The sequence below is a fragment of the Myxacorys chilensis genome (assembly GCF_059505265.1).
The window spans coordinates 152,976-178,221 of the sequence record NZ_JCACKG010000124.1 but is presented as its reverse complement, the minus strand read 5'-3'; the positions used below and the strand labels follow the sequence as shown (position 1 = coordinate 178,221).

Below are 25,246 nucleotides of genomic sequence, written 5' to 3'. Positions count from 1 at the left end.
AACGACCTAACCTGTCTCTACTTCTTATGAATGAGTTTTAATTGTGTTTTGTTCTTTCAGTAGAAAAGCGAAAGTTTTAAGTAAAGAAACATTAAGTTCAACTCAGTTTTTCTTAATTGAATGTTAACCAGATGGATTCCCAAACTTGGTTGAAATTAGCTCAACAACATCGTGCGATCGCAGTGATTCGCGCTCCTCAATTCTGTTTAGGGCAACAGATGGCAACCGCAGTTGCGGCAGGGGGAATTAAATTAATTGAGATTACTTGGGATAGCGAGCGCGCGGCAGATCTAATTTCTCAACTGCGAATTGAGCTACCCACTTGCGCAATCGGAACCGGCACAATTTTAACCACGGCTCAGCTAAAAGACGCGATCGCGGCGGGTGCAGAATTTGCCTTTTCTCCCTATACCAATCTCGACTTGATTGAGCTTGCTGTTGCTAAAGAAATCCCAATGATTCCCGGTGCGCTAACGCCGACTGAAATCGTTACGGCTTGGCAAGCGGGAGCGAGTAGCGTTAAGGTTTTTCCCGTGCAAGCCGTGGGCGGTGCAGACTACATTCGGGCGCTGCAACAACCGCTTGGACATGTTCCGCTCATTCCAACCGGAGGAGTGACGCCAACCAATGCTAAAGCTTTGATCGAAGCAGGCGCGATCGCGGTTGGACTCGCAGGCGGGTTATTTCCGAAAGGAGCCATAAGCGATCAGCGCAACTCCAGAGGAACTGCACTTTACGATTGGTCACTCATTCAACATCAAGCCTGCACTCTGATTCAAACGCTGAAAGAAGCTTCGACAAATGCCGCTGCTGTCGCCTCAACTTAGGTTTGCGATCGCCTGATTTACCCAACCCGATAACTTCGCTTGGTCTTCTGCCGAAATTTCCTGCACCATACATTTTTGAATACTCAACGCGAGCGGCGGCAAGTCATCGATCAGCGCTCTACCTTCATCGGTGAGCCAAATTCGCCAGATTCGACGATCTTGGGCATCGCGTTCCCGTCGAATCAGATCGCGTTCTGCCATGCGATCAAGGACTCCGGTCAAGGTTCCGCCCACCTGCTGTAGTTTTTCTCCAATGCTTGAGGTTGCCAGCCCGTCTTCTTGCCACAGGCAACACAATACCACCCAATGAAACGGCGTCAGCCCAAAGGGATCGAGCAGTTCTTGAAACTTTCTCATACCCAACTGAGCCAGCAGTTTAATTCGGTAGCCCATGTTATAAGGCGCAAGAATCGACTGCCAGCCAAGTAGCGAGGACGTAGTAGGCGGATCAGATGGATTGGGTTGAAGGTTGACAATAATGCGATCGATGATGTTGGAGAACTGTTCTCGCTCAGCGTAAGAAATTCCTTTTAACGCCGTCTCTCGCATCTCAACCCCAATGGGTGGCAACAAATCTTCCAATCGCCGTCCCGCATCGGTGAGCCAAATTCGCCACACTCGACGGTCTTGAGCATCGCGCTCTCGCCGAATCAAATCGCGTTCTGCCATGCGATCGAGCACTCCGGTCAAGGTTCCGCCCACCTGCTGCAATCGATCGCCAATGCTTGACGTGGCTAGTCCGTCTTCTTGCCACAGGCAGCACAGTACCACCCAATGAAACGGCGTCAGCCCAAAGGGATCGAGCTTCTCTTGAAATCGCCGTCCTAGCAGTTGAGAAAGCAATTTCAGTCGATAGCCAATTCCGTGAGGTGCAAGCACACGAAGCGTATCTTTAGAAATCTGAAGTTCAGTGTGGGAAGGAACCATTACGACGTTATCGAGGGCACTTGTTTATAGAGTATCTCGTATCAATACGGCTTCAATAAAGGGGTGAGGTAAACCGGAACATAATTTGTTTACGTAATAAAACATTAGAATTATCGATAACGTAATCTTATCGAACGACTCCCCTCAATTCTGCATCTTGAGGTTTTGTTGATGCTTACAGTTCATGACCGCCTAAGAAGCGAGGCGGTGTTAACCAGAAAAGGCGACTCGTTGCGATCGGGGTTCCCGAATCTGGAATCGTAACCGCGATCGCGCCTGCTTTTTTAAGCACTAAGCTGCCATGAGCATTGCCCCATACCAAAGTCTCTGCCCAATTACTTAAATTTGGCTCGTGCCCCACTAACGCCAAAACTTTATTAGGCGCTCTCCATGTCACTAACCAGTCTAACCACTGCTGAAGCTCGCCTCCCGGCGCTAGACTGTCTGCGATCTCTAGCTGCTTGCTCAGGCCCTCGGCTTGAAGAATCTCAGCCGTCTGTTTTGCTCGTGTTAGGGGGCTAGTCAAAATCAAGTCAAACTTCAACCCCAACTGGTGCAACTGCTTCGCCACCTGCCGAGTCTTGCACTTACCTTCATCCGTGAGGGGACGCTCTGCATCGTTAGCATAGTCGCCGTGTTGCCCAGCTAAGCCGTGACGAATGAGATAGAGATCCATGATCAAGAGAGCATTGAGAGTGATTGATTTCGACTATAGCGCCTATCTTACGAACTTCAATCACTCTCAATGCTCAAATCTCCAACCTGAGAACCTCCTCCCAGTTCCCCAGTTAAATCTTGTCTTTTGATCTCTACTCAACACGCTACTGCTGCGGATAGTTTTGTTCTGGATTCACCAAGCGCAAGAGTTTTTGCTTAATTTGGGTATCAAAAACAGACCACTTCATTTTGGCGTACTCGCTACTTTCGGAGAAGCCAGAGAGAAATCCCATCGGAATTTCAAATCCGCCTGCCTGCGATCGCCCGCCGCCAAAGAACCGCCCTTGAGAGTCTTGCCCGAATGCCTCTTTGATAAACTCATCGGGGTCGAGCGTAATTTTATTGGTTCGCAACGAGCCAACCACGAGTTCTAACTCATCGTCGTCATCGTGAACAATGCCATACACAACAGCAGTGTGGACGTTGTCTTCAGTCACTAGAAAATCTGCGGCTTGCGGAATCGCGTCTCGGTCGTCGTAGCGCAGATAGCCAACGCCCGCGATCGAGAAGTTGTTTTGCACAATGCGATTTTTCAACGATCGCTCAATGACATCCATCACCTGCCGCGATCGGGACGATTGCAGCACAGTGTTGAGCAACTGCCCATCATAGAAGCGGCTGAGATAGGCAGCGGCTAGAAAATCTTCTTCTTGAGCCTGCATCAGCCGATTTGTATCCGATCGCAGCCCGTGCATCAGCGCTGTCGCACATTTCACATGCTCGCTAATATTGCTATCTAACCTCAGCATCCCAGATTGCAGATACTGCGTCAGAATCGTTGCTGTAGCACGAGTGTTCGTCCGAATATCGACAAACTCAGCATTCAGGTCATCCTGCATACTGTGATGATCGATCACGACCGTAATCGGCACATTCGCCTGCTGAACGACAGAGAAAAGCTGGCTCGTCGTGCCCTGATTGTCAATGAAGACGCAGCCTTTGTAGTTTGACAGATCCTTCGTTTTTGCAATCTGAGGCGTCCAGCGCTGTAACGGAATGCCAGTCAGCTTCACCAACGCAATATTTTCTTGGTGGCTCAGCATTCCAGCATAGACAATCTCGCAATTGACATCGTATTTTTGAGCGATCAGCTTATAGGCCCAAGCCGAAGACAATGCATCCGGATCAGGAAAATCTTGTAGAATGACTAGCTGACGATCGCCGCGATGCTTTTCTAACAGTTTCCGAAACACTTCGACTTTTTGTTCTTGCTCTGACGATCGCGCTGAATCATACGGGAACCGTCCTCGCTGTTCGTAGGCAGAACCATTTGGCATACCGACAGCATCAGAGGGTACGTACTCAGTGGAGCGGGAGTTTGAACCAGTCAAGATAAGTTCTGGTTCCATTGAGGTAGTTGAGCTAGGGGAGTATGGACTCGAATCAAATTGCATATAGAGACAGACGAGAGAACCAAGACAGTACCTATAATTAGCGGCATCCCTGCGGGGTTCCTCGAAATCTGGAAACCTTGCTTCAGTTGGTACTTTCTGATCTTCGCAAAAAAGCTCTAAAAGCGTTAGCTTTATGAAAGCTTTATGTCTTGAGATGGAGAGAGAATGTCTTGAGGTGGAGAAATTCAGCTCTAATCGATAAAAGCTACTCTATGTCAAGAGATTAGCCTTCAATCTCCAGATCTCCAATTACATATTTACGCCATTCTTGATTTACTCCGTTTTTGACATGTTTCGTCACCTCAAAATAAAGACTGCTGTGAGGACGATGAGGCGTCGTCAGCAATGGCATATTGGCTTCTTTGGGCGTCCGGCTGCCTTTTTTAACATTGCAACGAACGCAAGCCGTTACCATGTTTTCCCAAGAATCTTCTCCGCCCCGCGATCGCGGGATCACGTGATCGAGGGTTAGATCGTCTCCTCGATAGCTACAGTATTGGCACATCTGCTCGTCGCGATGCAGAATGTTTTTGCGCGTTAGAGAGATTTCTTTGTACGGCACACGAACGTAGTGACGCAATCGGATAACCGTGGGTAAGGGAAATCCCGAATAGATGTACTTGCCGTTGTGTTCGACTTGCTCTGCCTTTCCTTTGATTAGCAACACCACGGCTCGCCGCCAGCTTGTGATGTTAAGCGGTTCAAAGGAAGCGTTAAGCACCAGAACCTTGCCCATTCCAGGAATTTATTTAAGACAATCTGACTAGTACTGATGCTAACACATTCCTCAAAATGCAGAGTTGAGGCGCAACGACAGCGCTGGGCAAATGCTGAACCAGAATTTTTCTGACACACGACTCCGCGATCGAGACAGCGCCTTTCTAACCAATCGTATTGTTTTTGAGTAAAACAATATAAAGTAAAGAGCAATTCAGGTTAACCAGACTTCAAGTTCAACTTCAAGTTCAAATAGTATTTTTGCAAAAGTTTAAGAAGTTTAAATGAAGAGTTTTAGGTGCTAGGGTGCGATCGTTTGGAGTTTGGCTCTGTCAATCGCAGATATTGGGTGTGAGAAGGAGATAAGTGTGATGTTGAGTTGGGAGCAAAGTCCGAGTGTTGCTCTGATGCAACGAGAGCGGGCGTGGGTAGAGGTTGATTTAGCGGCCCTCTCTTATAATGTGCAGCAGATTCTAAGCTTGTTGTCGCCGCAAACTGCCTTAATGGCGGTTGTGAAAGCTGATGCGTACGGACACGGAGCCATTACCGTTGCTCAAACGGTTCTGCAAGCAGGTGCAACGTGGCTGGGTGTCGCTACCATTCCGGAGGGAATCGAGCTACGAGAGGCAGGAATCGAAGCGCCGATTTTGGTGCTAGGAGCGACTCATACAGCAGAGCAAATCCGCGCGATCGCGCAGTGGCAACTCCAGCCAACGCTCTGCACGCCTAAGCAGGCGCTGGTTTTTTCAGAAGCTGTGAGCGGTCGCGCTTCCTTACCTGTTCATATCAAATTAGACACAGGCATGTCCCGTTTGGGCACATCTTGGCAACAGGCAACAGAGTTTGTGCAGTTGGTGCAGCGATTACCAAACTTAGCGATCGCTAGCGTTTATTCTCACTTAGCCACCGCCGACGATCCAGATCCAACGGTTCTGCGCCAGCAGCAACAGCGCTACGAGTCTGCTCTTCGTGCCTGTGGGTTTAATCCCAATAGCACAGCCCCCCTCCGTCCGATGCCGCACTTTCATTTAGCGAATTCGGCAGCAACACTGACTGACTCTAGCCTTCACTATGATCTTGTACGGACAGGACTGATTATTTATGGACTCTACCCAACCGACCACCTGAAAGATCGAGTCAATCTCAGACCCGTGCTGCAAGTTAAAGCGCGAGTGACTCAGGTAAAAACTTTGCAACCCGGAACTGGAGTGAGTTATGGGTACAAATTTATTTGCGATCGCGAGACTCAAATTGCCGTCGTTGGAATTGGCTACGCAGACGGCGTTCCTCGAAATCTATCGGATAAAATGACGGTTCTCGTTCGGGGACAGCGGGTTCCTCAAATTGGAGCGATCACGATGGATCAGATCATGCTAGATGTTAGCAAGATTCCAGCACTGCAAGAAGGGGAAGTCGTCACGTTGATCGGACAAGACGGCAATGAGCAAATCTTAGCGGACGATTGGGCCAAGTTGCTGGGCACCATTTCTTGGGAAATTTTGTGTAGTTTTAAGCATCGGTTGCCCCGTGTTTCGGTTGGCAAGCCTTACCGAGCTAAACCTCCCATTTCTGAAGTTCATCGTCCATCTAGAGCCTAAACCGGTTAAACTGATCCTCCTTAGAAGGGGTTTATGGAAGTTGGCCGTCTGCCAATGTAGAACCCCAACGAGCAGAGTTAAGGAGGATACGCCTATGGTTGAGACTGAAGGAATTTTAGGGTTTTCGCTGAATTTTCCTCAACCCGTGTTTGAGAACCAGTTGTCAAACTTGGCATTTCAGTGTGTTAAAGCGATCGCAATCCTGCTCTTGACGCGATGGGGAGCAATAACGGCAAGACACCTTACCTTTCGTCTGCTCAAATACGCAGAACCCACCTTACAGAAATTCTTGGCGCAGATGTCAGGAATTTTGGTGTGGATGATTGGCGTTGTCGCGGCCCTCAATACGGTTGGAATTCAAACGACAACTGTGGTCGCCGTGGTGGGCGCAGCGGGTCTGGCGATCGGGCTGGCTTTGCAAAATAGTCTGTCTCACTTCGCGGCTGGGATCTTGCTGGTTAGTTTTCGCCCCTTTGAAGTGGGAGATACGATCGAAGGAGCAGGCGTGGCAGGAGCGGTCGATAACATCGGCTTATTTTCGACCACTATTCTCACTGCCGATCACGTGCGAATCACAGTTCCCAACAGCAATCTCTTTAGCGGCACGCTGAAAAACAATACAGTGATGGGCACTCGGCGCGTCGATTTGACGGTTGATATTGGCGATCGCGTCATCGACTCTACCATTACCCAATTGCTTTCCTTGCTGCAAGATCATCCCCTAATTTTGCAAGAGCCAAAAACGACCTGTCATGTCGATACGATTTCGGCAACGACAACAACGTTGTACCTTCGTCCTTGGTGCGCAGCGAGCCACTACGAGCAGGTGAAATCAGAAGTTTTGCAGATTGTGAAGGAATCGCTCAGCAGTAGTTCTAAGGCAGAGGGCGAGGGACAAGCCACTAGTGTGGATTAGATAACGCGCGATCGTAGAACTTGCAGAGTCTCGTTAGCAGTGGATGGGGTAACGGCTGTAGTGGATCAATAAACGGATCTGTTGACCCTCCATCTATTCAATCTACTTCCACATTAAATTTACTTCCACATCCACTGCCAATGCCTGTCAATTCTGCCGAACATTGGGCACAACCCGAAGCGGACGTGATGGCTCTATTTCCAGTTCTGACTGCCCTTTGAAGGACATCAGCTCAGCGTCTCGGTCTTTGATTTTCTCATTTAGTTCTCGAATGCGCCGCGAGAGAATCCGAATAATGTTGAGCGCGATTCCCGGCGTTTCGTCGATCGCTTCGTAGAGTTGCTGCTGCGTTAAAACCAAACAGTCACAAACCGAAAGAGTCGTCACCGATGCCGATCGCTTGTCGGCATCAAACAGAGACATTTCGCCAAAACATTCGCCTTTGTCCATTTGGGCGAGTTCCTGTTTGCCAATATGCACGCGGACGCGACCCGACACAATCACATACAGCGATCGCTCATCATCTCCCTGAGTAAAAATTGGCTTCCGTGCCCCAAATGACTGTTCTTCCATAATCGAGGCTAACCGCACCAGAAAATCATCCCGAAGCTCTTGGAAAATCGGGACTTGTCGGATTAGGAGCAGGCGGTCAAAACTGTTTAGCATGGTCGGACGAGGTAGGCACTGTTATTCAAATTTTACGAAGTCTTGTGTCAAACGCTACAGGGGTTGTGGCTCCACAGGGTTCGACGAATTCTCCTTTGCATGAGAGTGGAGAGCGCCCCTTTGCGCATCGCTTCCTAACTCCTTCATCAATCTCTTCACTTCACTAGCGACAATTGGATTCGGATCGCCCTGTAAATTCGGCAAAAGACGAGCGAGCGCTTGAGGAGACGCAAGACGTAAATAGCTCAGCACGGCTTCGCGCACAAATCCAGTCGGATGACTGAGACTTGACAAAATTTGATCACTCGTCAAAGTCCAACGTTCCCGTTGAGCCAGATGAAAACAACATGCCAACGTCCAATCTGAAACAAAGTGGCGCAGATTCAGCAAATGTTTCACGCGATCGTGGGGACGCATCGGTACATAGGGCACTAATTGAGCTAGGCTTTGCAGCTTGTCAATTAGGAGATTACGATCGAGCAGTACTAGAACAGCAGGTTTATTGACAATATCTAACGTGTTATCTAAGATTTCTAGCCCTTGTGCCATGTGAATTCGCGACCCAGACTGCAAATTGAAAGAAGCGACCTGAATGGCACTGATGGGATAGAGAAATTTCATCAGCAGAAACAACCGCTCAATCCCATCCGTGGGTGAATCTTGAAGCGCATTCCTCAGCATGTCGGCTTCTTGCCCCCGCAACCGTTCAGGCATTAAATCGGCCAACGCACCATATACTTGGCCAATAAACATCATTTCTTGATCGATCAGCGCTTCAATTCCTCTTCGTCCAAGCTGATCTAACACCCGTTCAATTCCCCGTTCTTGAGGAATTTTGAGCAGAATTTTGAGTAAGCTGCGACGGCTATTGCCCCAAGATGTGGTGAGGTGAGCAATCAGAATGTTAATGGCTTCGGTTGTGCCAATTTCTCCGATCGCACCCCAAGCCGCACTCCGCACAAGGTCAGATTGATGAACATTCTCTGCCAAGCTCACCAGCATGGGTAAGGCGTCATTTTCTAGCTTGACTAAGGCTTTGATTGCCGCTTCACGAGTCGATTTAATACGAATTCCTTTCAGCAAGTGGGGATAATACTCTTCTGAGCGCGTTGCCCCGATCGCTTCAAGCACTGCCCGCCGCACTTGGATGGATCGATCTTCTAACAGTTTTGGCACATAGACCCGCAAGGCTTGCAGATAGACTGCTTCTCCCAATGCCCGACAGCTCATAACCCGTTCTTGCTTGTTCTGACTGGTCAACATCAGCCGCAGGGTGTTGGTTGCTTGCGCTTTTTGATGGGGATTGCCGCAACGCAGAATCAACGATGCGACAGTTGCACGCATGACAGGATGAGTGCCTGGCTGCAGCGAAGGTTCAAGCTGTTTGATGTCAGGAGATCCGTCGGTCAGCATGAGATAGCGCAGCGCGATCGCGGTCACTTCAGGAACCGGCTTTTCCGCCAATAGATTCTCAACGGTAGGCAAATGAGCTGCGTTTGGATAGTTAAGCATCACCTCCAAGCTTTTGTGTTGTAGGAGAGGCGATAGCTTACTCAAAAGCGGGGCGAGAACATCGCCGATGGTTTTGGGATCAATTTGGTTGAGCAACTCGATACACGCTCGCTTGTCTGCTTCGGCCCCCGGTTTTTCTAGCGTTTCGATCACCGCTTGTTTTAGTGCCCGCAAATCGACTTCGGAGCCGCTTAACTGCCCTCGCCCAGCGCTGAGAACCAGCAACCCAACATATTTTGACCGCAGGATCGCGATCGCTACAAGCCATCCCCCCGCAAGCAAAATCATCATGCCAAACACCAGATTTTGCCCAGTGGCACCTGATTGCTGCAAGCCAAAACTGCCAATTCCTAACAAGACGAACCCGGTGATGGCTGTTGCAACGGGTTCTGCAATTCCTCGGACTTGAGACTGAATACGATCGCGATACTGGTCTGGAATGGCATGAAACAGAAATGGACCTGTGCCAGCAAAAATGGTGTAGTGCAGTAGCTCATAGAGAAATCGCAGACCGACCACGATGAAAAAGATTGGGACTAACCCCGTGAAAGAGGCACTGCTAAACAAAATCGTCAGTCCAGGCAGTAGCATCACAGCGGCAAAGACCCCGATCCGACCGATCAGACGGCTGGCAAAGAGCCACTGCATCGCCAGTTCACAAATGCCAAGTGATCCATTGAACAACCCCAAAAAGCCAGCCACTTCTCCATGAAGAAAACTATTGCCTGCCGCCCCTGATTGTTCTCCAAGTTGACTCAAAAATTGGAACTCAACCAGCAAGAGCAGCACCTGCGCCAAGGCAAAGAAAACGAGCAGCAGCATAGCATAATGCCGCATCTCCCCCCGCATCCGACGAGTTGACGATTCACTAACGGTGTCATCGCGTCGCCGCCGCGCGTCTGGAAACGACTGTCGGTAAGACTGGCTCAGGTAAACCAAAACGACTGCACCGACAATCATCATGGCGAATGACACCATAATCACGGTTGGTAAACCGCGATCGCGGGGTAAAACAGCTAACAGAAGCGGCAGCGAGAATCCTCCAACCACATCTGCAAATAGAATTCCGCTACTGATCAGGGGGTAGGTGCGTTTAACTTCCCGGACGTTAAATAGTTGGTTGGCGGTAATGGATGCATTGAGATCATTTAAGGCATGGCTGGCTTCTAGCCAAAGCTGCATCAACAAAATCGTAGTCTTGAGAACGACAAATCCTGCAACTTCAACTCCTGCGGGATATCCCAACCCAATCCAAAAGGCAGGAAGCGGTATGGCAATGACGATCGCAATGAGGATAATCACCCAACGTAGAGGCAAAAATCGCTGCATCCACGAGTAAAGTAGCCCTAATCCGATCCGGATGCCAGAACTCAGAATGTAAATGAGCGGCAGCGTCGCCGCGCCATATTGAGACAGAAAAAGATCGAGGGCACACGCCTCAAGCCAAATTAGACCCCACGAGGTTGTGGTGTAAAACGCAAACATTGACGCCGTTCGCTTGCCTTCCCCTTCACGGAGGTTAATCCAGCGTAGGAGCTTGTTTCCGAACCCCTCTTTCTTGCGGAATTGGTTTGTCAATACCATGAAGCGTGCTGTCCCGGGTTGAATGCGTAAATCAGACTGAGCAAACCTACCAGAGGGCTAATCACTGAAGATAAAAGATGTGTGCAGCGTGATCTGGTGAATCGTACTCAGAATGTGGATAAAGATGAGTTGCCTCTAGCATTCCCAAATCGAATTACATTTTTTGATCAAGATGCTTTTGATCAAGATTGAGGTTGCACTATGGAAATTACCCGTGTTTCGCTGATCCCCGCTCTAAAAAGCATTGTTCCTGTAGGTACTGCCGTGCCCCCATACAGTGTCGCGTTAGAAATCGGTATGTCATGAAAAAACAGAGGATGGCATTATTCAGCCATCCTCTGTTGGATATCAGCTCACCAATGAGGTGAATCAGTAAACCGTTTACTTCTTAGGCGCAAGCAACATCATCATGTTCCGACCCTCTTTCTTCGGGGCTTGCTGCACCTCTGCAATTTCCTGCAAATCTTGAGCCATGCGCTTCAGCAATGTTTCTGCTAGGTCGCTGTGCTGAATTTCTCTTCCACGGAACATAATCGTAGCTTTTACTTTATCGCCTGACTTCAGGAAGCGTTGCGCCTGGGTGATTCGCACATGGTAATCGTGTTCTTCGATCTTATAGCGCATCTTAACTTCTTTGACATCAACGGTGTGTTGCTTCTTGCGGGCTTCTTTCGCCTTTTTCTCTTGCTCGAATTTGTGCTTCCCGTAGTCGATAATTTTGCAGACGGGCGGATCAGCTTTGTCACTCACTAGCACGAGATCGAGTTCTTTTTCGTCAGCTAGCTGCTGCGCTTCTCTCGAAGTCATGATCCCTAGCTGGGCACCGTCAGCATCAATCACCCGCAGTTTGGGAAATCGAATGCGATCGTTGATGATGGGAATGTCTCGATTGGGTCTTCTTTCGCTCACAGGCACCTGTAGGTAAGGGTGGATAAGGGGTAGACAGCAAGAACGCTGCCCAAAATGCATCGACCGCTAAAGCTTAACCTCTAACGTTAATTAGACAGGGGATTTGATGCGATCAATCACAAACAGTTTTAGGTAAAAACAGTTGTCAACAAGTCAGCAAGACTGTATAACGTCATTCTACTCAGTCAAGGCAAATTTCGGTTGAGATCTTAACGTAAATTCTATGTGGTCAGGATTCTATCAAGTCAGACAGCGAGTGCGCTTTTAAGGGCACGATCGCAGTTGGGCTAAGAGCAGGGCAATCTCATCTAGGGCATCTCGTTGTACTGAGGTTGAGTCTTTCGACTGATTGAGAATGAAGCTGAACACAAGCGGCGGGTGTTGAATGGGGCTAATATAGCCTGACATGGCGCTCACTCCGGTAAGCGTTCCCGTTTTCGCTTGCAGGATTCCTTGAGCTGGAGTGTTCTGAAATCGATTTCGGAGCGAACCACTCAGACCTGCGATTGGCAATGAAGCTCGATAGAGGGAGCCTTCAGGCTGTTGGCTCATCGTTTGCAGCGTTTCGACAAGGGCAGAAGGAGTAACCAAATCCTGACGAGCTAAGCCTGCTCCATCGACTATAGAAAACCGTTCGCTATTAATTCCTAAGCGACTCAAGACATCCGTTAGGGTCAATAGTCCTTGAGCCAAAATAGACGTGCTGAGTTTAGAAGGCGTCCCCTGACTCAAGAGTTTGAGTAACGCCTCGGCGTAAAGATTATCGCTATTTTGATTGGTAAATTTGATCAACTCAGCGATCGTTGGCGAATCAACACTTGCAATCTCTGTGCCGAACCTATTACGCATCCGACTGACTTGAGCGCGATCCACCACAATGCCTTCCTTAGAAAGAGCCTGCTGGAAGTGTTTCAAGAAATGGGCGGTGGGATCACTAATCGCGACAACGTCAGAGTATGGAGCCGCCCCAACCCGGAGTTGCCCAGACACCCTCAGAATCGGCTGGGTGAGATCTCGCTCTACAACCACATCCTCCGACGCTTGAGCATTCCCTGTCATGGACGTGTTTTCGATTGTCCACAGATCGGCTTGCGCGGCGTCTTCCCACTGGAGGCGTAGCGGTTGCCCAAGAGCTTGAGGAGAAAGCGTCAGCGTTAGTAAATTGCGGTTTAGAATCAATCGGCTGACTGGCGCACCGTAACTTTCCTGCACATCTCCTACGGCCCAATCGTCATTGAGCGGCTCGGTATCGCTATCTTCGACCTGAAGTTGCGCGATGCGTCGGATGCCTTTCTGCGTTAGCTGCTGAGCGAGGCTAACCAACTGAGCATCCGTCAAGCTGGGATCGCCTTGTCCGACTAATCGAATTTGCCAACCGTTAGGTGTCTGAGCACCATAAACGGGAGTGCGAATCCGATATCGAGACCCAAATTTACTTAGAACAGCAGCGGTCGTCAGCAGTTTTGCGTTAGAAGCGGGAACAAAATACTGCTCTGCATCGCGGGCATAGAGCGTTTCTCGCTTTCCTAGCGTTTGCACCAAAACGCCCAAGCGCGATCGCCGAAACATGGGTCGGTTCGCAATCGCCTCGATCGCGGCAGGAAGCTGGCTGGAACACAGCGCAGGTGGAGCAGACCAAGCACGGTTAGGAAGCAATACAAATAGGCAACTACTGATCCAACTGCTGAGCAAGAGAAACTTGAGCCATGTAGCTTTCTGGAATGAAGCAGAGTCGATTGGATCACAGAGGTAGGTGGTCATGGAACGAATCTTGGAGAGCTTGGCGATCGCAAGAATGAGGAAACAAGTTTGAAACGATTGTATTGGCTTTTATCTTGGATTAAGTGAAAATATCTTCCTACTAGATATGCAGCGCAGAATAATAGTTCACACTTTAAATCCCCCTTAAGAGAGGACTGTAATCCAGAATTCATTGAATACGATCGAAGGTATAGTAGTCTCTCCAAGGTGATCTCTATGGTAGAAGAACGACACGATGCAACGGACTTCGCTAAGCGAACCCCTCCGGAGCTTCGGACAGCCAATCCCATCACTCTTGAGGAGCCTAATTCTGATCCATCAGGCGCTGACCGAGTCAGACAGGTACAATCTGCCCCTCGATCTTCGGGTGGCACGCTGAATGATATTGCATCAGGTTTAGCCTTGGTCTTATCGGTTTTTGCCTTCTTCTTGAGCGGCTTTGCTCTGCTTCAGATGGCAAATATGCGGCGTCAGGTTGAGGGCGTTCGTTCGCCCACAAGCAGCGCCGTTACCAATTCGTTTGCTGGAACTGGGGGAGGATCAACTCCGAGCAATTCTACTCAGAGCGGCTCTTTTGTAGAACGGGTGCGTCAAAGCGTACCATCTCAAGCTCAAACCATTGAACCCGGTAAGTTTGTTCAGGCTACCTTAGAAGGAAATGGGCAAGTCGAGATTCTTTCTGCTGAGCGGACGGCGGAACCCGCAAATCTTGTAAATTTGCGAGTCCGATTTGAGCGAGCGAGCCGTTCTACAGGATCACCCCCTTCAGCTGAGGGAGGAGACAACATTCTTTTAGGCGATGCGATCGCGCTCAACACCCGAACCAACCGATCCTTTCCAGTCGTAGACTTTCAGACGGCGGGGGATGAGCCAATTTCGCTAGAGCGTCTGCGTCCCGGCGAATCGACCGAGGCAACGCTGGCGTTTCGCGTTCCCGCAGACTTAGAACGAGTTGATGTTCGCATCCCTGGCACGAACGTTTTTCGGAATGTTCCGATTTCATCTGTGCCGTAAAGTTACGCACACAAAATGGCGTCATTTTACGTAGATGGCAAATTAATAAAATTCAAGTAGGGAAATCTGACCTTACGACAGACCCCTTTTGAGTTCAATCTCGATAGAGTGGGGAAATATGTAGCAACACGGGTTTAAACTCATGGCTTCGTGGCGCGATCGCTTCAATCAATTCAGTGGCAAAACTCGCTTTGCGGTCTGTCGGATCTTTATCCATCTAGCTGGGAAAGAGGTTGCTCCCTTTCTGGGAGTTCTGAACGAGGCGGCAAGTCAAGCGGTCGAGTCAGACGGCGACTTGTCTGTTTTAGGAGAAGGGCTAGTCGAAATCTGTCAAGGACTATTGCAGTACCAAACCTACTGGCGGTCGGCTGCCAATGAAGGGGACGTTATTTGGAATGAAGGGGAAGCTGGAGATTATGTGAACGAATTGTTCACCGATTCTGCTCAGCGCTATATGAGCGGCGTTGAGTTAGATGATAGAGACGATGTCGATGCCTCGTTATCTCTACCCATTACTCAGAATTTGATCGTCATGATTACGATCGCTGCCGAGGGCGAAGTGCCAGCGTTAGAAACCGATTTAGCCAGCATCAGAGCGCTCGAAGCAGGACTTAAAGAAATCATCAATCTTCACTACAGCGATCGCTTGCGGGCTATTCAAGTCCACTTCTCTCCCTCTCGATTGGGTGATGAGCTTGATTCTGATCAACTGTTAGAGTTCTTTCCAGAATTGATTCCGCTTTAGACCCAGATTCAGTAGAAAGAGTTTTATCTTGCTCGCTAGGATACTGAATGTACGCCTGAGTTATTAGCCCATACCGTTCTTATGAAGATCGTTCGATCCATGTTACGAAAATTTTTAGCTCTCTCGATGTCCGCAGCACTATGTTTGACAACTGTTGGGTGTGGCGGCCCTTCTTTGGGGGATTCTCGCCCATCGAATACATCCAATCCGGTAGCGACCAGCCGTGCTCAAACCCAGATGCCTAATGGACAGTACCCTGTTCAGCAAGCCAGATTTGACGATGGGACGGGGCAATATGACATCACTTTACTGAATACGCCTGCTGGCGCTCCTTCAACCTTAAGAACTGAGAACCTGCAAATGGCTCGTCTCACGGACGAGGAAGTCAAAGCGGGGCAGAAAGCCTACTTGAAAGTCGAGAACAATCAGCAGTCGCTGCACATTCCTGAAGACTTTAAGATTGAGTATGTCCATAATGTGACTCAGCAGCAGACCAATCCTCAGACGGGGCAGAATGAAACCGTTGTTGTGCGCCAAGAACCAAGTTTTTGGTCTCCGTTTGCTGGTGCACTAGCAGGTCAAGCGATTGGTAGCCTGCTTTTCCGTCCGCAGTACTATATGCCACCGGTTTATCAGCCAGGAGTTCCGCTTAGTGGATTTGGTGGCTATGGCAGCAGCTACGGTCAGGCGGTGAATCGCTATCAACAGCGCTACAACGCTCCGCCTGCGGTTGAACGGAATCGGCAAGTGTTCCGTTCAACGGGTCGCATCAGCTCTCCAGGTTATAGCAATCCAACTGTGCGACGCCCATCCACGACCTATGGACGCCCCTCTGGGTCGGGGTATGGCTCTAGCACACTACGCCGTTCTACTGGCTCTACGCCGTCTCGGATCAATCGTCCTAGCTCCTTTGGCAGTGGACGCTCGCGTGTAGGTGGTAGAAGACGCTAGTATCGCGATCGCCTTAAAGTTTGGCTCACTCTAATGGGAATGAAAGGTAAAAGACGCAAGTTTTCTTGCTCGCTTTTACCTTTTTCCTTTTTTTAGGTGTGTCAGAATGGTCTCTTAGTACGCAGTGAGTGCAGCCCTGTGATTGAGGTAGAAGTCCATCAGCAACTCCGCGCTTTTTTAAGGGAGCAAGGCGAACCCTATTGGGCGCACCATCTAACGATGGCTCGTCTAGTGGCGCGTGCGCTGCGTTTGGGTCGGAGTGCATTAATTCAAACAGGTGCGCCATCTGGCTATCACGGGCGCTACCGACTGAGCTACCTAGTTCCAATCTTGATGTGGCAAGAACCTGTGATTGTGGTTGCCTCAGAACAGGTGCAGCAGCGAATTTTGCTAGTAGAAATTCCTCGTTTACGGCAATGGATAAGTCACCCAAAGCCGATTCAGACGAGCGATCGCTGGATCGCTCCTGACTATCAAGGCATTGTTCTGACGACGCCAGAAGCATGGCTCAGTGATCGCATCCATCATCAAGGCAGATTTCCGGCTGGCATCCCGACGATTATCGATGGCGTTGATGATCTCGAAACTTGGACGCGGGAACGCCTCACGACTCATCTTAATGCCGCCGATTGGGAAGCGCTGATGCTAGCCTGTCCTAGCCATCAAGAAACCATCCGAGACGTGAGAATTCAACTCACGCGAACTATTTTTCAACATCCCGCCAATCCCTACGAGTGCTATCTCATTGAGCAGCCAGAACGGGAAATTCTTCAAACCCTCCAACGCACTCTACACCCAACTCCCACTGACCTAAACCCTCTCCCTCCAAGCTGGAGAACCTTTTTTGAGCGGCTGGAGCTTAAGGACGAACTGGTTTGGACAACAATTGCACGTCAGTCAGGACAATTTTTGCTGCATTGCGCTCCGGTTGAAATTGCGTCAGCCCTAAAACCAATCTGGTCTCAGCAGCCGACTGTTTTAATTGGTGGAGCCTTAGATCTAGAGCCTGAAGCGACCATTTACCGCGATCGCATCGGCTTAACCGACGACCTCACCTGTCTAAAATTTGCCCTTGATCGTCAGGATGATGTGATTCAGCTCTATCAGCCTGAAGGCATTCCGATGCCAAACACCCCCCAGTTTCAAGAGGCAATCTTACGGGAACTGCGATCGCTGCTCACAGCAAGCACGTCCGTTCAGGGACTATCGGTGATTTTGATTGGTGATACCCCGCTCAAAGCTCAAGTTGGCTCGATCTTGGCGTCAGAATTTGGTTCTAGAGTCCAAGTCGAGCGCACTTGTTTAGATGACAACGGCATTTTGATTGCGGGCTGGGAGTTTTGGCGGGCGCATCAGAGTGTTTTGCCTGCGCCTCATGTTCTAGCGATCGCAACTCTGCCGATTCCATCGCTAGAACATCCCCTCGTAGCAGGACGAGTCGCCCACTACAAACAACTGCGCCAAGATTGGTTCCGTCTCTACCTTCTGCCTGACGCTTTGAGCGAGTTGCAACGCGCGGTTGCCCCAGTTCGCGACTGCCAAGGCATCGTTGCCTTACTAGATACTCGCGTCATTCACCGCACCTATGGAACTCAAGTTCTGGCGGCTCTTAGCCCCCTCGCTCGAACGAGTTACTTAGACTCCAGCCTTTTCACACCTGCTCCCACTCATCCTTGGGAAGATTAACGGTCGCTCCACTTGAGGCGCTATGATCGAAAAGAACCCTACGATCGCAGATAGCAACAACGGAGAATTACACCGTGGGAGAAGCAAAACGTCGCAAAGAAACGCTGGGCGAAAAATATGGCAAAGAGCCAAATATCGCACCTTGGCTACCGTTTACGAAAACTCAAGCCGACCGATTTACTAAGATCACCACAACCGGAGCTTGGACGGGCATTATTCTTCTGGTTGGGGCTTGGCTAACGATTCGATTTATTGGTCCAACTGTCGGTTGGTGGACAGTTAACTAGAGTTTAATTAGCTCTACTTATTACCTATATATTAAGAGCGTCTACATAGCGCTCTTTTTTTTCGTGATCCCGTAGTTTTCCTGTCAAATCTGCCTATATGATGAGGGACTTCTCCAGATTCAGTGACTATCGTGCTATGTATAGGATTAGTCAAATAGCAATCTATTTCAACGTTCCAGCCGTTTCTCTCCGAGAAAACACATTACGAAACGGTAAGAACCGTCAAGTTTCAAGAGGTTTCGTTGACTTGTTGCGATCGCTACTTTAGATTCCTCCCTTTGTTCGTTAGCATAGCGGGGAAGTTAGGGTATTTTTTCTAACCTATCTGTCGAAATCTGCCTTCTTAAAGGTGTATCTGTCAATATCAAAAAATCTGCCGTTAAAATCTTAAGATAAGGTTTAGAATTTAGTGTGGTGATTGGAGGATAGATCCCCGTGTTCTTAAGACTTGCTGAACAACACCGACAATTCGTTCAAGACTTGGTCATGAATCTCCAAGCATTGGCGACTGTACTGGAAAACCGAGGGTATCTTGCATCTTGCTATACCTGCGGTGGTCAAATGAACAGCGCATCTTTTATGGTGAGCTTGGACAACAACCATTTAATCCGCTTTCTGGTCTCTGATTATGGAATCACGTGGACAGAAATGCGAGATGACCGTGAGTTAATGAAATTAGAAGGGGCGGAAGCCATTAGCCAGCTTCAAGAACTCGCGAATTTGGTCAAATTTCAAATTAAACCTTCAGACTACCGTCCAGCCCTTCCAGCGGAAAGCTTGCGCTAGTTCGACCCATTGCAGGCGGCTAGCTCTCTGACTAAGTTACATAGTGCGTTGGGTAACAGCACTCTTCAGCTTTGGCATTCCAGTGATGGTCGGTTAGAACGTAGTAGTTCGGTGATAAGCTGAAAAGCGGAGTTTTGATTTATGCGGCCTAACCTTTTGCAAGGATGTACGACAGTTTAAGTACATTAGGGGCTGTTAGCTTTTCGCTATGACCGTTTCTGAATCTCATTCTGAATCTCAGTGGCAGCATCATTTCATTGAAGCAAACCGGATTCGTCTACACTATGTCACTCAGGGTGATGGCGAACTTGTTCTTTTGCTGCACGGGTTTCCTGAGTTTTGGTATTCTTGGCGCTATCAGATTCCAGCGTTAGCTCGCCACTACAAGGTTGTTGTTCCTGACTTACGCGGCTACAACGACTCTGAAAAGCCAACGCAGGGCTACGATCTCGATACGCTAACCGCAGATATTCGCAGCCTAATAGAGAATTTGGGTTATAGCCGCGCTCATGTTGTAGGGCACGATTGGGGAGGCGCGATCGCGTGGAACCTGGCTCAGAAGTTTCCTCAGCACCTTAACCGGTTGGCGCTCTTGAGCGCCCCGCATCCGCAGCGGTTCGCCCAAGAGATGCTGAGCAACTTGGATCAATTGCGCCGGAGTTGGCACGTTTTAGCCTTTCAAGTGCCTGGAGTACCGGAGTGGCTGATTCAACTCAATTTGCGATCGTTTATTCGCAGAATGTTCCAAGACTATGCCATTCGTAAAGGCGAGTTCTCTGAGGAGAATGCTCAAATTTATCAGGCAGCATTCAGCAAGCCAGGTGTGATTGCGGCGGCGCTAAATCACTATCGTCAGCTTTTTCTGCCGCTTAATTGGGTTCGAGATCTATGGCGATCGCCTGACCCGATCGCAGTCCCAACTCTTGTTTTGTGGGGAGACGAAGATCCTCTCTTAAGCCACAAACTAACAGAAGGACTAGATCAACTGATTGTGGCTCCGTTCAAATTAAAGCTAATTCCCCACTGTGGACACTGGATCCAACAAGAAGCTCCGCAAACCGTAAACCGAGAACTATTAACGTTTTTACGGAGTCCTGATTGGGAATCAGCCATTGACTAAACTTCCATCTACAACATAGAAATTTACGACATAAATATTTTTACATCTAGAATTGCTTCAAAAACCTCAGATCGCTGTTGTAGAGCCTACGAATGTCGTCAATTTGATGCAATACCATTGCCAGCCGTTCAACTCCAAACCCGGCGGCAAATCCGGTGTAGATTTCAGGATCATAACCAACGGCTTTCAATACATTGGGATCAACCATTCCGCAGCCCAAAATCTCTAGCCACCGCCCTTTCCATTGCACATCTACCTCAGCCGAGGGTTCTGTGAACGGGAAAAAGCTAGGACGGAAGCGAATTTCAACATCGCCAAATAGTTCTTGCAAGAACACTTTGATGGTGCCTTTTAGATCGGTGAAGGTAATGCCTTCGTCGATCGCTAAAATTTCAATCTGGTTAAATACAGCAGAGTGAGTGGCATCGACGGTATCGCGACGATAAACGCGACCCGGAACCGCGACTCGAATTGGAGGATCGTTCGTCTCCATGTAGCGAATCTGCACGGTCGAAGTATGAGTTCTCAGCAGGTTTCCATCCGGCAAATAAAGCGTGTCTTGCATATCCCGAGCGGGATGGTCAGGCAAAAAATTCAGCGCCTCGAAGTTATAGTAGTCGGTCTCCATCTCGGGACCTTCGGCCACGGTGTAGCCCAAGCCCACGAAAATATCGAGTACTTGATCGATCGTGCCGTTGAGCGGATGGATTCTGCCCTGCGATCGATACACTCCTGGCATCGTCACATCCAGGGTTTCTGCCTCAAGCTGCGCCTGAATCGCGGCCGTTTGCAGATCGGTTTTCTTGCGATCGAGGTCGGCTTGAATTGCTTCTTTTACCTCGTTGGCACGTGCCCCAATCCGGGGACGCTCAGCCGGATCGAGCTTTCCCATACCGCCTAGCACTTGCGGAATGGGGCCCTTCTTGCCCATATACTTCACGCGCAGTTGTTCGAGTTGGTCAAGAGAGATAGCGGTCGCGATCGCGGCTTGAGCTTCTTGCCGGATTGCGTCTAATTGCGCTTCGAGTTCGATCGTCTGAGCAGTCATACTAAGAAAGTGCGTTTGTCTATATCAGTGTAATGGATTCAATGAGACTCCTGATCAGCAACGATGACGGTGTTTATGCGCTGGGGATTCGGACTTTGGCAAATACCCTAGCCGAAGCGGGACATCAGGTAACGGTAGTCTGCCCTGATCGCGAACGGTCTGCTACCGGGCATGGACTGACGTTGCATCAGCCGATTCGAGCCGAAAAAATCGAATCACTTTTTCATCCCTCGGTTCAGGTTTGGGCATGTTCGGGCACGCCATCAGACTGCGTGAAGCTAGCAATTTGGGCCCTGTTGGATGAACCGCCCGAACTAGTCTTATCTGGAATTAATCACGGAGCCAATTTAGGAACAGACGTGCTGTACTCAGGAACCGTATCCGCCGCGATGGAAGGGCTAATCGAGGGATTTCCTAGCGTGGCGCTCAGTCTCACGAGCTTTTCCTCTCGTGACTTCCAGCCTGCCGCCGATTTTGCTTGCGCGTTAGTGCAACAGCTTGCAAAACATCCCTTGACGTTGACGTTGCTCAATGTCAATGTGCCTCCAGTCGAGCGGGATCAAATTCGCGGGGCGATCGTTACTCGGCAAGGTGTCCGTCGCTATGTTGATGTATTTGAGAAGCGGGTTGATCCAAGAGGCAAAACCTATTACTGGTTGGCAGGCGAGTTGCTTGAAGATGTTGAAGATCCTGATGTAACCGATACTGCACCGACTGACGTTGAAGCGATTCGGGAAAACTACATCACCATTACGCCCCTGCACTACAATCTCACCTCACCTTCGGGTGTGAAAATGGCTCAGGAGTGGACGCTGGGGCTTTCTCAGCTTTGGTAGGTGGGCAAGCGAGAGTAACTTTCTTCTATCGCTTTACCCAGGGGATCAGCGGGTCTTTAGCCAGATGTTGAGATACAACATAAGCCCCGTAGCGGTTGAGATGACTGGGATCGGAGAAGAGGTCATTCTCAGTTTTCCAGTTATCCAACAGGTCGCGGTAGGTGAAGCCTAATTCCCCTGACACTTGCAGCATTTTTTGCTGAAACTGCTGTTCGCGCTCCCGACGGAACGGATCGAGATGCGCTTCAGTGAGTGGCAAATTGACAAAGACGAGGGGAATTTTTTGCGATCGCGTAAAGGCGGCCAGCGACTTTAGTGCCTCAAACTGCTGCCCCTCTAACGAGAAATTAGCGTAATCTGCGTCGCTGTTACCTGGAACTCGCGAATACTTTTGATAGTAAGTCGCTGGGTTAAACCGAACCGAGAGCGGCAAGAATCCGTTGATATCAATCAGCCCTTGTCCGTCTGAAATGATCGTCTCTTCGCCGTCTGCCGAGGGCTGACTCAAGCGACCTTTCAACCCAGCCTGCAAGAACGTAATCAGTTTTTCTCGGTGAACATAAAGCGTTGAAAGGTTACTCAACACCCCATTGAGCTGATTGTTCACCGCTTGATAGCTATCAGCCACAACGGAATTAGTCTGAGAAATCGTTTCTAGAGGTTTGGTAAAGGCTTCGGTGGGCGTCGTTGCGACCGTAACCGAAGCCGTTGACGCATCGGGAAGCTTCTTGAAACCCGGCGAAGACGCGATCGCATTGAACGTCGCATCGGCTTTGCCGCCGTTAAAGGCTCGTGAACCATCACCCACTAAGATCAGTTTCGGCATTTTCTCAGAGGGCAAGATCCGCCGCACAATTAGATCGATCACCTGCGCGGTTGCCCCGTTCACGCCAAAGTTAAAGATCTTTAAATTTGGATACCCTTGCGTTGCCAGCGTCTGCTGAAGGATGACGGGATCAATGCCTCTCATCGCTCTAGAACTGCCCACAATCAAAATATCGGGCGCACCGAACTGGGAAACATACTGACGATACAGCACGAGTTTTTCGTTGAGTTGACTGGCGTTGAACGTAGGATAGGGCGATCGCGCGGGATCAACAGCCGCTTTGGGCCTTAGAGGAGACGCTAGCAGCGCTCTGGGAGCGCTCTCTGTCGGGGTGGGTGACTCGCTCGGGGTGGCTAATTCTGTTTGTCCATCTTGGGTAAAGCCAGAGGGACTTGCCCCCTGCTCGCCGCTAAACCCAGAGGACTTCTGCAAAGAGACTTGCGGTAAATTTAATGGCTGCGACGGACTTGATGGTGAGGCAACCGGGAGCGTCGGTGAAGCAACCGGAAGCGTTGGTGAGGGTTCTGGTGGCGCTTGAGCTTGGGATTTTACGAGTTGCCCTAGCACCCAATCGGATTGCAAGGTCAGCAGTAGTCCCAAGGTTCCCCAGACGATTGCAACTTTGCGTTCATGACTCAGAATGGATTTTGGCTTCTCATATGCCGCCAAAGCGGTCGGCGTCTCTAGCATGAAGAGCTGCGATCGCACCAGCAATCGTTGCAAGGCATCAACAACTCGATGACGAAAGACCGGATTATCTCCACTCAAATCGGGTCTGACAGTCAACGTTTCCGGATCTTTGCTGAGCAAATCGCCGACATAGGCATCAGATGCGGCAAATTCGGGCGTCGCTTCAGGAACAAGACGATTGGCGCGAAGTGCGACAGAAGAATCGCTCCGGACGAAATCTACTCCGTAACTCCACAAGGGGCGCGATTGCCCTGCACGGCGTCCATGAATTCGCGCCCCTTGCAGTTCTGGCAATTCTAAAGATTTGAGCAAGTCAACAACCGTAGTCGTGACCGTGTTCTGAGGTGGGCAGATCGGCGCGTCGGTCATGATGTGCATCAACTCATCCCGTTGACGCAGCTGAAGCCGAATGCCGCCAGTTGCTAACTGTACATCTAGATCTGGATTGAGCAGGCGCGTCAGTTGAAAGGCGATCGCGCTGAGATCGCCTTGTTTCGCCAATGCCGAAGTCGAATCGGCGAGCGCTGGATGCTCAGCAGCAGGTAAATTGATCCACTCAACCCAAGCTGGCGCAAGCGAGGTAGGATCTTCGTCGGCGTGGTCTCCGGTTTCGTCGCCGATGCCGTAGACCGTAGCACAGTGAATGCCTTGAGGCGCGATCGTCTCTAAAAGCGGCAGCAGGGTCGCCAACACGCGCGGCTTGTCGGGTACACATTTCCCCTGGCAAGAAATATGCAGCGTAATGTCCAGCAAGTCCACAGAAACCTGAATGCTCTGCTCAAAGAAAACTCGATTAAACAAACGAGTCAGCGCTTCAACATCGCCCCAACGCGCCCATTCTTTCAGCATCTCATTGGGCGGCGTCAGATCGACTCTCAGCGTCCAATCGGGTTCTGCTTCTCCCCGGACTTGGCTAAAGACGATGGCATCGCGGAATCCATTCAGTTCGAGATCCCGCAGTTTTTGGGCGATTGGCTCTGCCATCAGCGATGGATCAGGGCTATAGGCGGACTCGCACAGCACCCACAAGCGGTTCAGCAATGCTTTGGGAGTGAGCGATTGAGAACTGGTAAAAACCGAAGACAGATTCACGATTTCGGGTAGCTTGGCGTCTTCGGGCAGCACAACAGACTTGACATTGGCACGAACGGCGACGCCTAAGTTACTAAAGGCTTCGCTGAGATACCGCGCGATCGCAGCAGAGTGCCCCTGTTTCGCTAAACTAAAATTCGACACGATCATCGACGAGTCGAGCGCGATCGGGCGGCGTTGGGCTTGAGCCTCTTGGAGTTTTTCTAGATACCGCTCGATCTGATCGAGATAAATCACCTCTGCCCACTGAGGGCGCGATTCGTTCTGAGCGCGTCCGTAGAGAACGACTTGATACACCGTTGGCTGATCGGCTGGAAGTAAAATCTGTAGCTCAGTCTCTGCTAAGGCTTGCACCATTTGAGCCAAAACCGTAGACTGACTAGGACATTCTTTCGCTTCGTAAAGAATGTACAAATTGTTGCCGCGTGTGCGAACTTGAATCAGAACGTTAGGCACTCCAGCGACTCGGTAGAGCCACTGCATCAACGACGGCTGACGGCGAATCGGGTCGGACACAGATAGCTTAGACTCAGGGGGATTTAACATCAAGTTGCTCTATTCGACTGACGGCTACGGTTCCTTCGGGGCTGGACTCTGCTCGATATCGGTGCCTATCGGTACACCTTAGGTTTACGTC

21 protein-coding genes are annotated in these 25,246 nt (G+C 49.9%); 11 read left to right on the top strand and 10 right to left on the bottom strand.

The features are described from left to right. Positions 1–131: 131 nt before the first annotated feature. Positions 132–827: a bifunctional 4-hydroxy-2-oxoglutarate aldolase/2-dehydro-3-deoxy-phosphogluconate aldolase gene (locus AC5JLB_RS09605; protein ID WP_495873607.1), complete on the top strand. Its 696-nt coding sequence runs from the start codon at positions 132–134 to the stop codon at positions 825–827. Here the strand turns inward: AC5JLB_RS09605 and AC5JLB_RS09600 are convergent. The 4 genes from AC5JLB_RS09600 to AC5JLB_RS09585 form a co-directional block, all read right to left on the bottom strand. Beyond that, positions 819–1,754 carry a MarR family winged helix-turn-helix transcriptional regulator gene (locus AC5JLB_RS09600; protein ID WP_495873606.1) on the bottom strand — a complete coding sequence of 312 codons (936 nt, stop codon included), beginning with the start codon at positions 1,752–1,754 and terminating at the stop codon, positions 819–821. The genes AC5JLB_RS09605 and AC5JLB_RS09600 overlap by 9 nt on opposite strands. 175 nt (positions 1,755–1,929) lie before the next feature. Next, on the bottom strand, positions 1,930–2,430 hold the full coding sequence (gene sixA, locus AC5JLB_RS09595) for a phosphohistidine phosphatase SixA (protein WP_495873605.1): 501 nt from the start codon (positions 2,428–2,430) through the stop codon (positions 1,930–1,932). 145 nt (positions 2,431–2,575) lie between these two features. After that, positions 2,576–3,820, bottom strand: coding sequence for a DHH family phosphoesterase (locus tag AC5JLB_RS09590; RefSeq protein WP_495873604.1), 1,245 nt, complete (start codon positions 3,818–3,820; stop codon positions 2,576–2,578). A gap of 268 nt (positions 3,821–4,088) precedes the next feature. Beyond that, positions 4,089–4,601 (bottom strand): HNH endonuclease, encoded by a 513-nt coding sequence (locus AC5JLB_RS09585; RefSeq protein ID WP_495873603.1) that lies wholly within the window; start codon positions 4,599–4,601, stop codon positions 4,089–4,091. Positions 4,602–4,953: 352 nt separating this feature from the next. Between AC5JLB_RS09585 and alr the strand changes: the two genes are divergently transcribed. After that, positions 4,954–6,180, top strand: coding sequence for an alanine racemase (alr, locus tag AC5JLB_RS09580; RefSeq protein WP_495873648.1), 1,227 nt, complete (start codon positions 4,954–4,956; stop codon positions 6,178–6,180). Between the two features lie 94 nt (positions 6,181–6,274). After that, entirely contained in the window at positions 6,275–7,096 is an 822-nt protein-coding gene (locus AC5JLB_RS09575; protein WP_495873602.1) for a mechanosensitive ion channel family protein, read from the top strand. Positions 7,097–7,243: 147 nt separating this feature from the next. Here AC5JLB_RS09575 and AC5JLB_RS09570 read toward each other — a convergent pair whose 3' ends face one another. From AC5JLB_RS09570 to dacB, 4 genes are all read right to left on the bottom strand, one after another. Continuing rightward, positions 7,244–7,762, bottom strand: a complete 519-nt coding sequence (locus tag AC5JLB_RS09570) for a cyclic nucleotide-binding domain-containing protein (RefSeq protein ID WP_495873601.1) — start codon at positions 7,760–7,762, stop codon at positions 7,244–7,246. Between the two features lie 54 nt (positions 7,763–7,816). After that, positions 7,817–10,858 (bottom strand): HEAT repeat domain-containing protein, encoded by a 3,042-nt coding sequence (locus AC5JLB_RS09565; protein WP_495873600.1) that lies wholly within the window; start codon positions 10,856–10,858, stop codon positions 7,817–7,819. Between the two features lie 381 nt (positions 10,859–11,239). Beyond that, a complete protein-coding gene (infC, locus tag AC5JLB_RS09560) occupies positions 11,240–11,767 on the bottom strand; it encodes a translation initiation factor IF-3 (protein WP_495873599.1) in 528 nt (175 codons plus the stop codon). A 264-nt stretch (positions 11,768–12,031) separates the two neighbouring features. Beyond that, complete coding sequence (dacB, locus tag AC5JLB_RS09555; RefSeq protein ID WP_495873598.1) at positions 12,032–13,528, bottom strand: D-alanyl-D-alanine carboxypeptidase/D-alanyl-D-alanine endopeptidase; 1,497 nt, start codon at positions 13,526–13,528, stop codon at positions 12,032–12,034. Positions 13,529–13,744: 216 nt separating this feature from the next. Here dacB and AC5JLB_RS09550 point away from each other — a divergent pair, with 216 nt between their 5' ends. The 7 genes from AC5JLB_RS09550 to AC5JLB_RS09520 all read left to right on the top strand — a co-directional run bounded on the left by AC5JLB_RS09550 (position 13,745) and on the right by AC5JLB_RS09520 (position 20,117). Further along, on the top strand, positions 13,745–14,542 hold the full coding sequence (locus tag AC5JLB_RS09550) for a hypothetical protein (RefSeq protein WP_495873597.1): 798 nt from the start codon (positions 13,745–13,747) through the stop codon (positions 14,540–14,542). 142 nt (positions 14,543–14,684) lie between these two features. Continuing rightward, positions 14,685–15,287 carry a DUF1517 domain-containing protein gene (locus AC5JLB_RS09545; RefSeq protein ID WP_495873596.1) on the top strand — a complete coding sequence of 201 codons (603 nt, stop codon included), beginning with the start codon at positions 14,685–14,687 and terminating at the stop codon, positions 15,285–15,287. 174 nt (positions 15,288–15,461) lie between these two features. Beyond that, complete coding sequence (locus tag AC5JLB_RS09540) at positions 15,462–16,238, top strand: hypothetical protein (protein ID WP_495873595.1); 777 nt, start codon at positions 15,462–15,464, stop codon at positions 16,236–16,238. Between the two features lie 138 nt (positions 16,239–16,376). Beyond that, positions 16,377–17,924 carry an ATP-dependent DNA helicase gene (locus tag AC5JLB_RS09535; protein ID WP_495873594.1) on the top strand — a complete coding sequence of 516 codons (1,548 nt, stop codon included), beginning with the start codon at positions 16,377–16,379 and terminating at the stop codon, positions 17,922–17,924. Between the two features lie 74 nt (positions 17,925–17,998). Continuing rightward, positions 17,999–18,211 (top strand): DUF2839 domain-containing protein, encoded by a 213-nt coding sequence (locus tag AC5JLB_RS09530; protein WP_495873593.1) that lies wholly within the window; start codon positions 17,999–18,001, stop codon positions 18,209–18,211. Positions 18,212–18,646: 435 nt separating this feature from the next. Continuing rightward, positions 18,647–18,997 carry a DUF1815 family protein gene (locus tag AC5JLB_RS09525; protein ID WP_495694848.1) on the top strand — a complete coding sequence of 117 codons (351 nt, stop codon included), beginning with the start codon at positions 18,647–18,649 and terminating at the stop codon, positions 18,995–18,997. Between the two features lie 208 nt (positions 18,998–19,205). Then, on the top strand, positions 19,206–20,117 hold the full coding sequence (locus tag AC5JLB_RS09520; protein ID WP_495873592.1) for an alpha/beta fold hydrolase: 912 nt from the start codon (positions 19,206–19,208) through the stop codon (positions 20,115–20,117). Positions 20,118–20,163: 46 nt separating this feature from the next. Here the strand turns inward: AC5JLB_RS09520 and pheS are convergent, their stop codons facing one another. After that, positions 20,164–21,165 (bottom strand): phenylalanine--tRNA ligase subunit alpha, encoded by a 1,002-nt coding sequence (pheS, locus tag AC5JLB_RS09515; RefSeq protein WP_495873591.1) that lies wholly within the window; start codon positions 21,163–21,165, stop codon positions 20,164–20,166. A gap of 32 nt (positions 21,166–21,197) precedes the next feature. On the opposite strand from pheS, the gene surE reads away from it, so the two are divergent. Then, positions 21,198–22,001 (top strand): 5'/3'-nucleotidase SurE, encoded by an 804-nt coding sequence (gene surE, locus AC5JLB_RS09510; protein WP_495873590.1) that lies wholly within the window; start codon positions 21,198–21,200, stop codon positions 21,999–22,001. A 25-nt stretch (positions 22,002–22,026) separates the two neighbouring features. On the opposite strand, the gene AC5JLB_RS09505 is transcribed toward surE, so the two are convergent. After that, positions 22,027–25,155 (bottom strand): hypothetical protein, encoded by a 3,129-nt coding sequence (locus tag AC5JLB_RS09505; protein ID WP_495873589.1) that lies wholly within the window; start codon positions 25,153–25,155, stop codon positions 22,027–22,029. Between the last annotated feature and the right edge of the window lie 91 nt (positions 25,156–25,246).

Bases quoted from the DNA above. Each gene is read 5' to 3' on its own strand.
- AC5JLB_RS09605 (WP_495873607.1), top strand. From the start codon at position 132: ATGGATTCCCAAACTTGGTTGAAATTAGCTCAACAACATCGTGCGATC.
- pheS (WP_495873591.1), bottom strand. From the start codon at position 21,165: ATGACTGCTCAGACGATCGAACTCGAAGCGCAATTAGACGCAATCCGG.
- AC5JLB_RS09585 (WP_495873603.1), bottom strand. From the start codon at position 4,601: ATGGGCAAGGTTCTGGTGCTTAACGCTTCCTTTGAACCGCTTAACATC.
- AC5JLB_RS09565 (WP_495873600.1), bottom strand. From the start codon at position 10,858: ATGGTATTGACAAACCAATTCCGCAAGAAAGAGGGGTTCGGAAACAAG.
- surE (WP_495873590.1), top strand. From the start codon at position 21,198: ATGGATTCAATGAGACTCCTGATCAGCAACGATGACGGTGTTTATGCG.
- AC5JLB_RS09520 (WP_495873592.1), top strand. From the start codon at position 19,206: ATGACCGTTTCTGAATCTCATTCTGAATCTCAGTGGCAGCATCATTTC.
- AC5JLB_RS09590 (WP_495873604.1), bottom strand. From the start codon at position 3,820: ATGGAACCAGAACTTATCTTGACTGGTTCAAACTCCCGCTCCACTGAG.
- AC5JLB_RS09550 (WP_495873597.1), top strand. From the start codon at position 13,745: ATGGTAGAAGAACGACACGATGCAACGGACTTCGCTAAGCGAACCCCT.
- AC5JLB_RS09600 (WP_495873606.1), bottom strand. From the start codon at position 1,754: ATGGTTCCTTCCCACACTGAACTTCAGATTTCTAAAGATACGCTTCGT.
- dacB (WP_495873598.1), bottom strand. From the start codon at position 13,528: ATGACCACCTACCTCTGTGATCCAATCGACTCTGCTTCATTCCAGAAA.
- sixA (WP_495873605.1), bottom strand. From the start codon at position 2,430: ATGGATCTCTATCTCATTCGTCACGGCTTAGCTGGGCAACACGGCGAC.
- AC5JLB_RS09570 (WP_495873601.1), bottom strand. From the start codon at position 7,762: ATGCTAAACAGTTTTGACCGCCTGCTCCTAATCCGACAAGTCCCGATT.
- AC5JLB_RS09545 (WP_495873596.1), top strand. From the start codon at position 14,685: ATGGCTTCGTGGCGCGATCGCTTCAATCAATTCAGTGGCAAAACTCGC.
- AC5JLB_RS09575 (WP_495873602.1), top strand. From the start codon at position 6,275: ATGGTTGAGACTGAAGGAATTTTAGGGTTTTCGCTGAATTTTCCTCAA.
- alr (WP_495873648.1), top strand. From the start codon at position 4,954: ATGTTGAGTTGGGAGCAAAGTCCGAGTGTTGCTCTGATGCAACGAGAG.
- AC5JLB_RS09505 (WP_495873589.1), bottom strand. From the start codon at position 25,155: ATGTTAAATCCCCCTGAGTCTAAGCTATCTGTGTCCGACCCGATTCGC.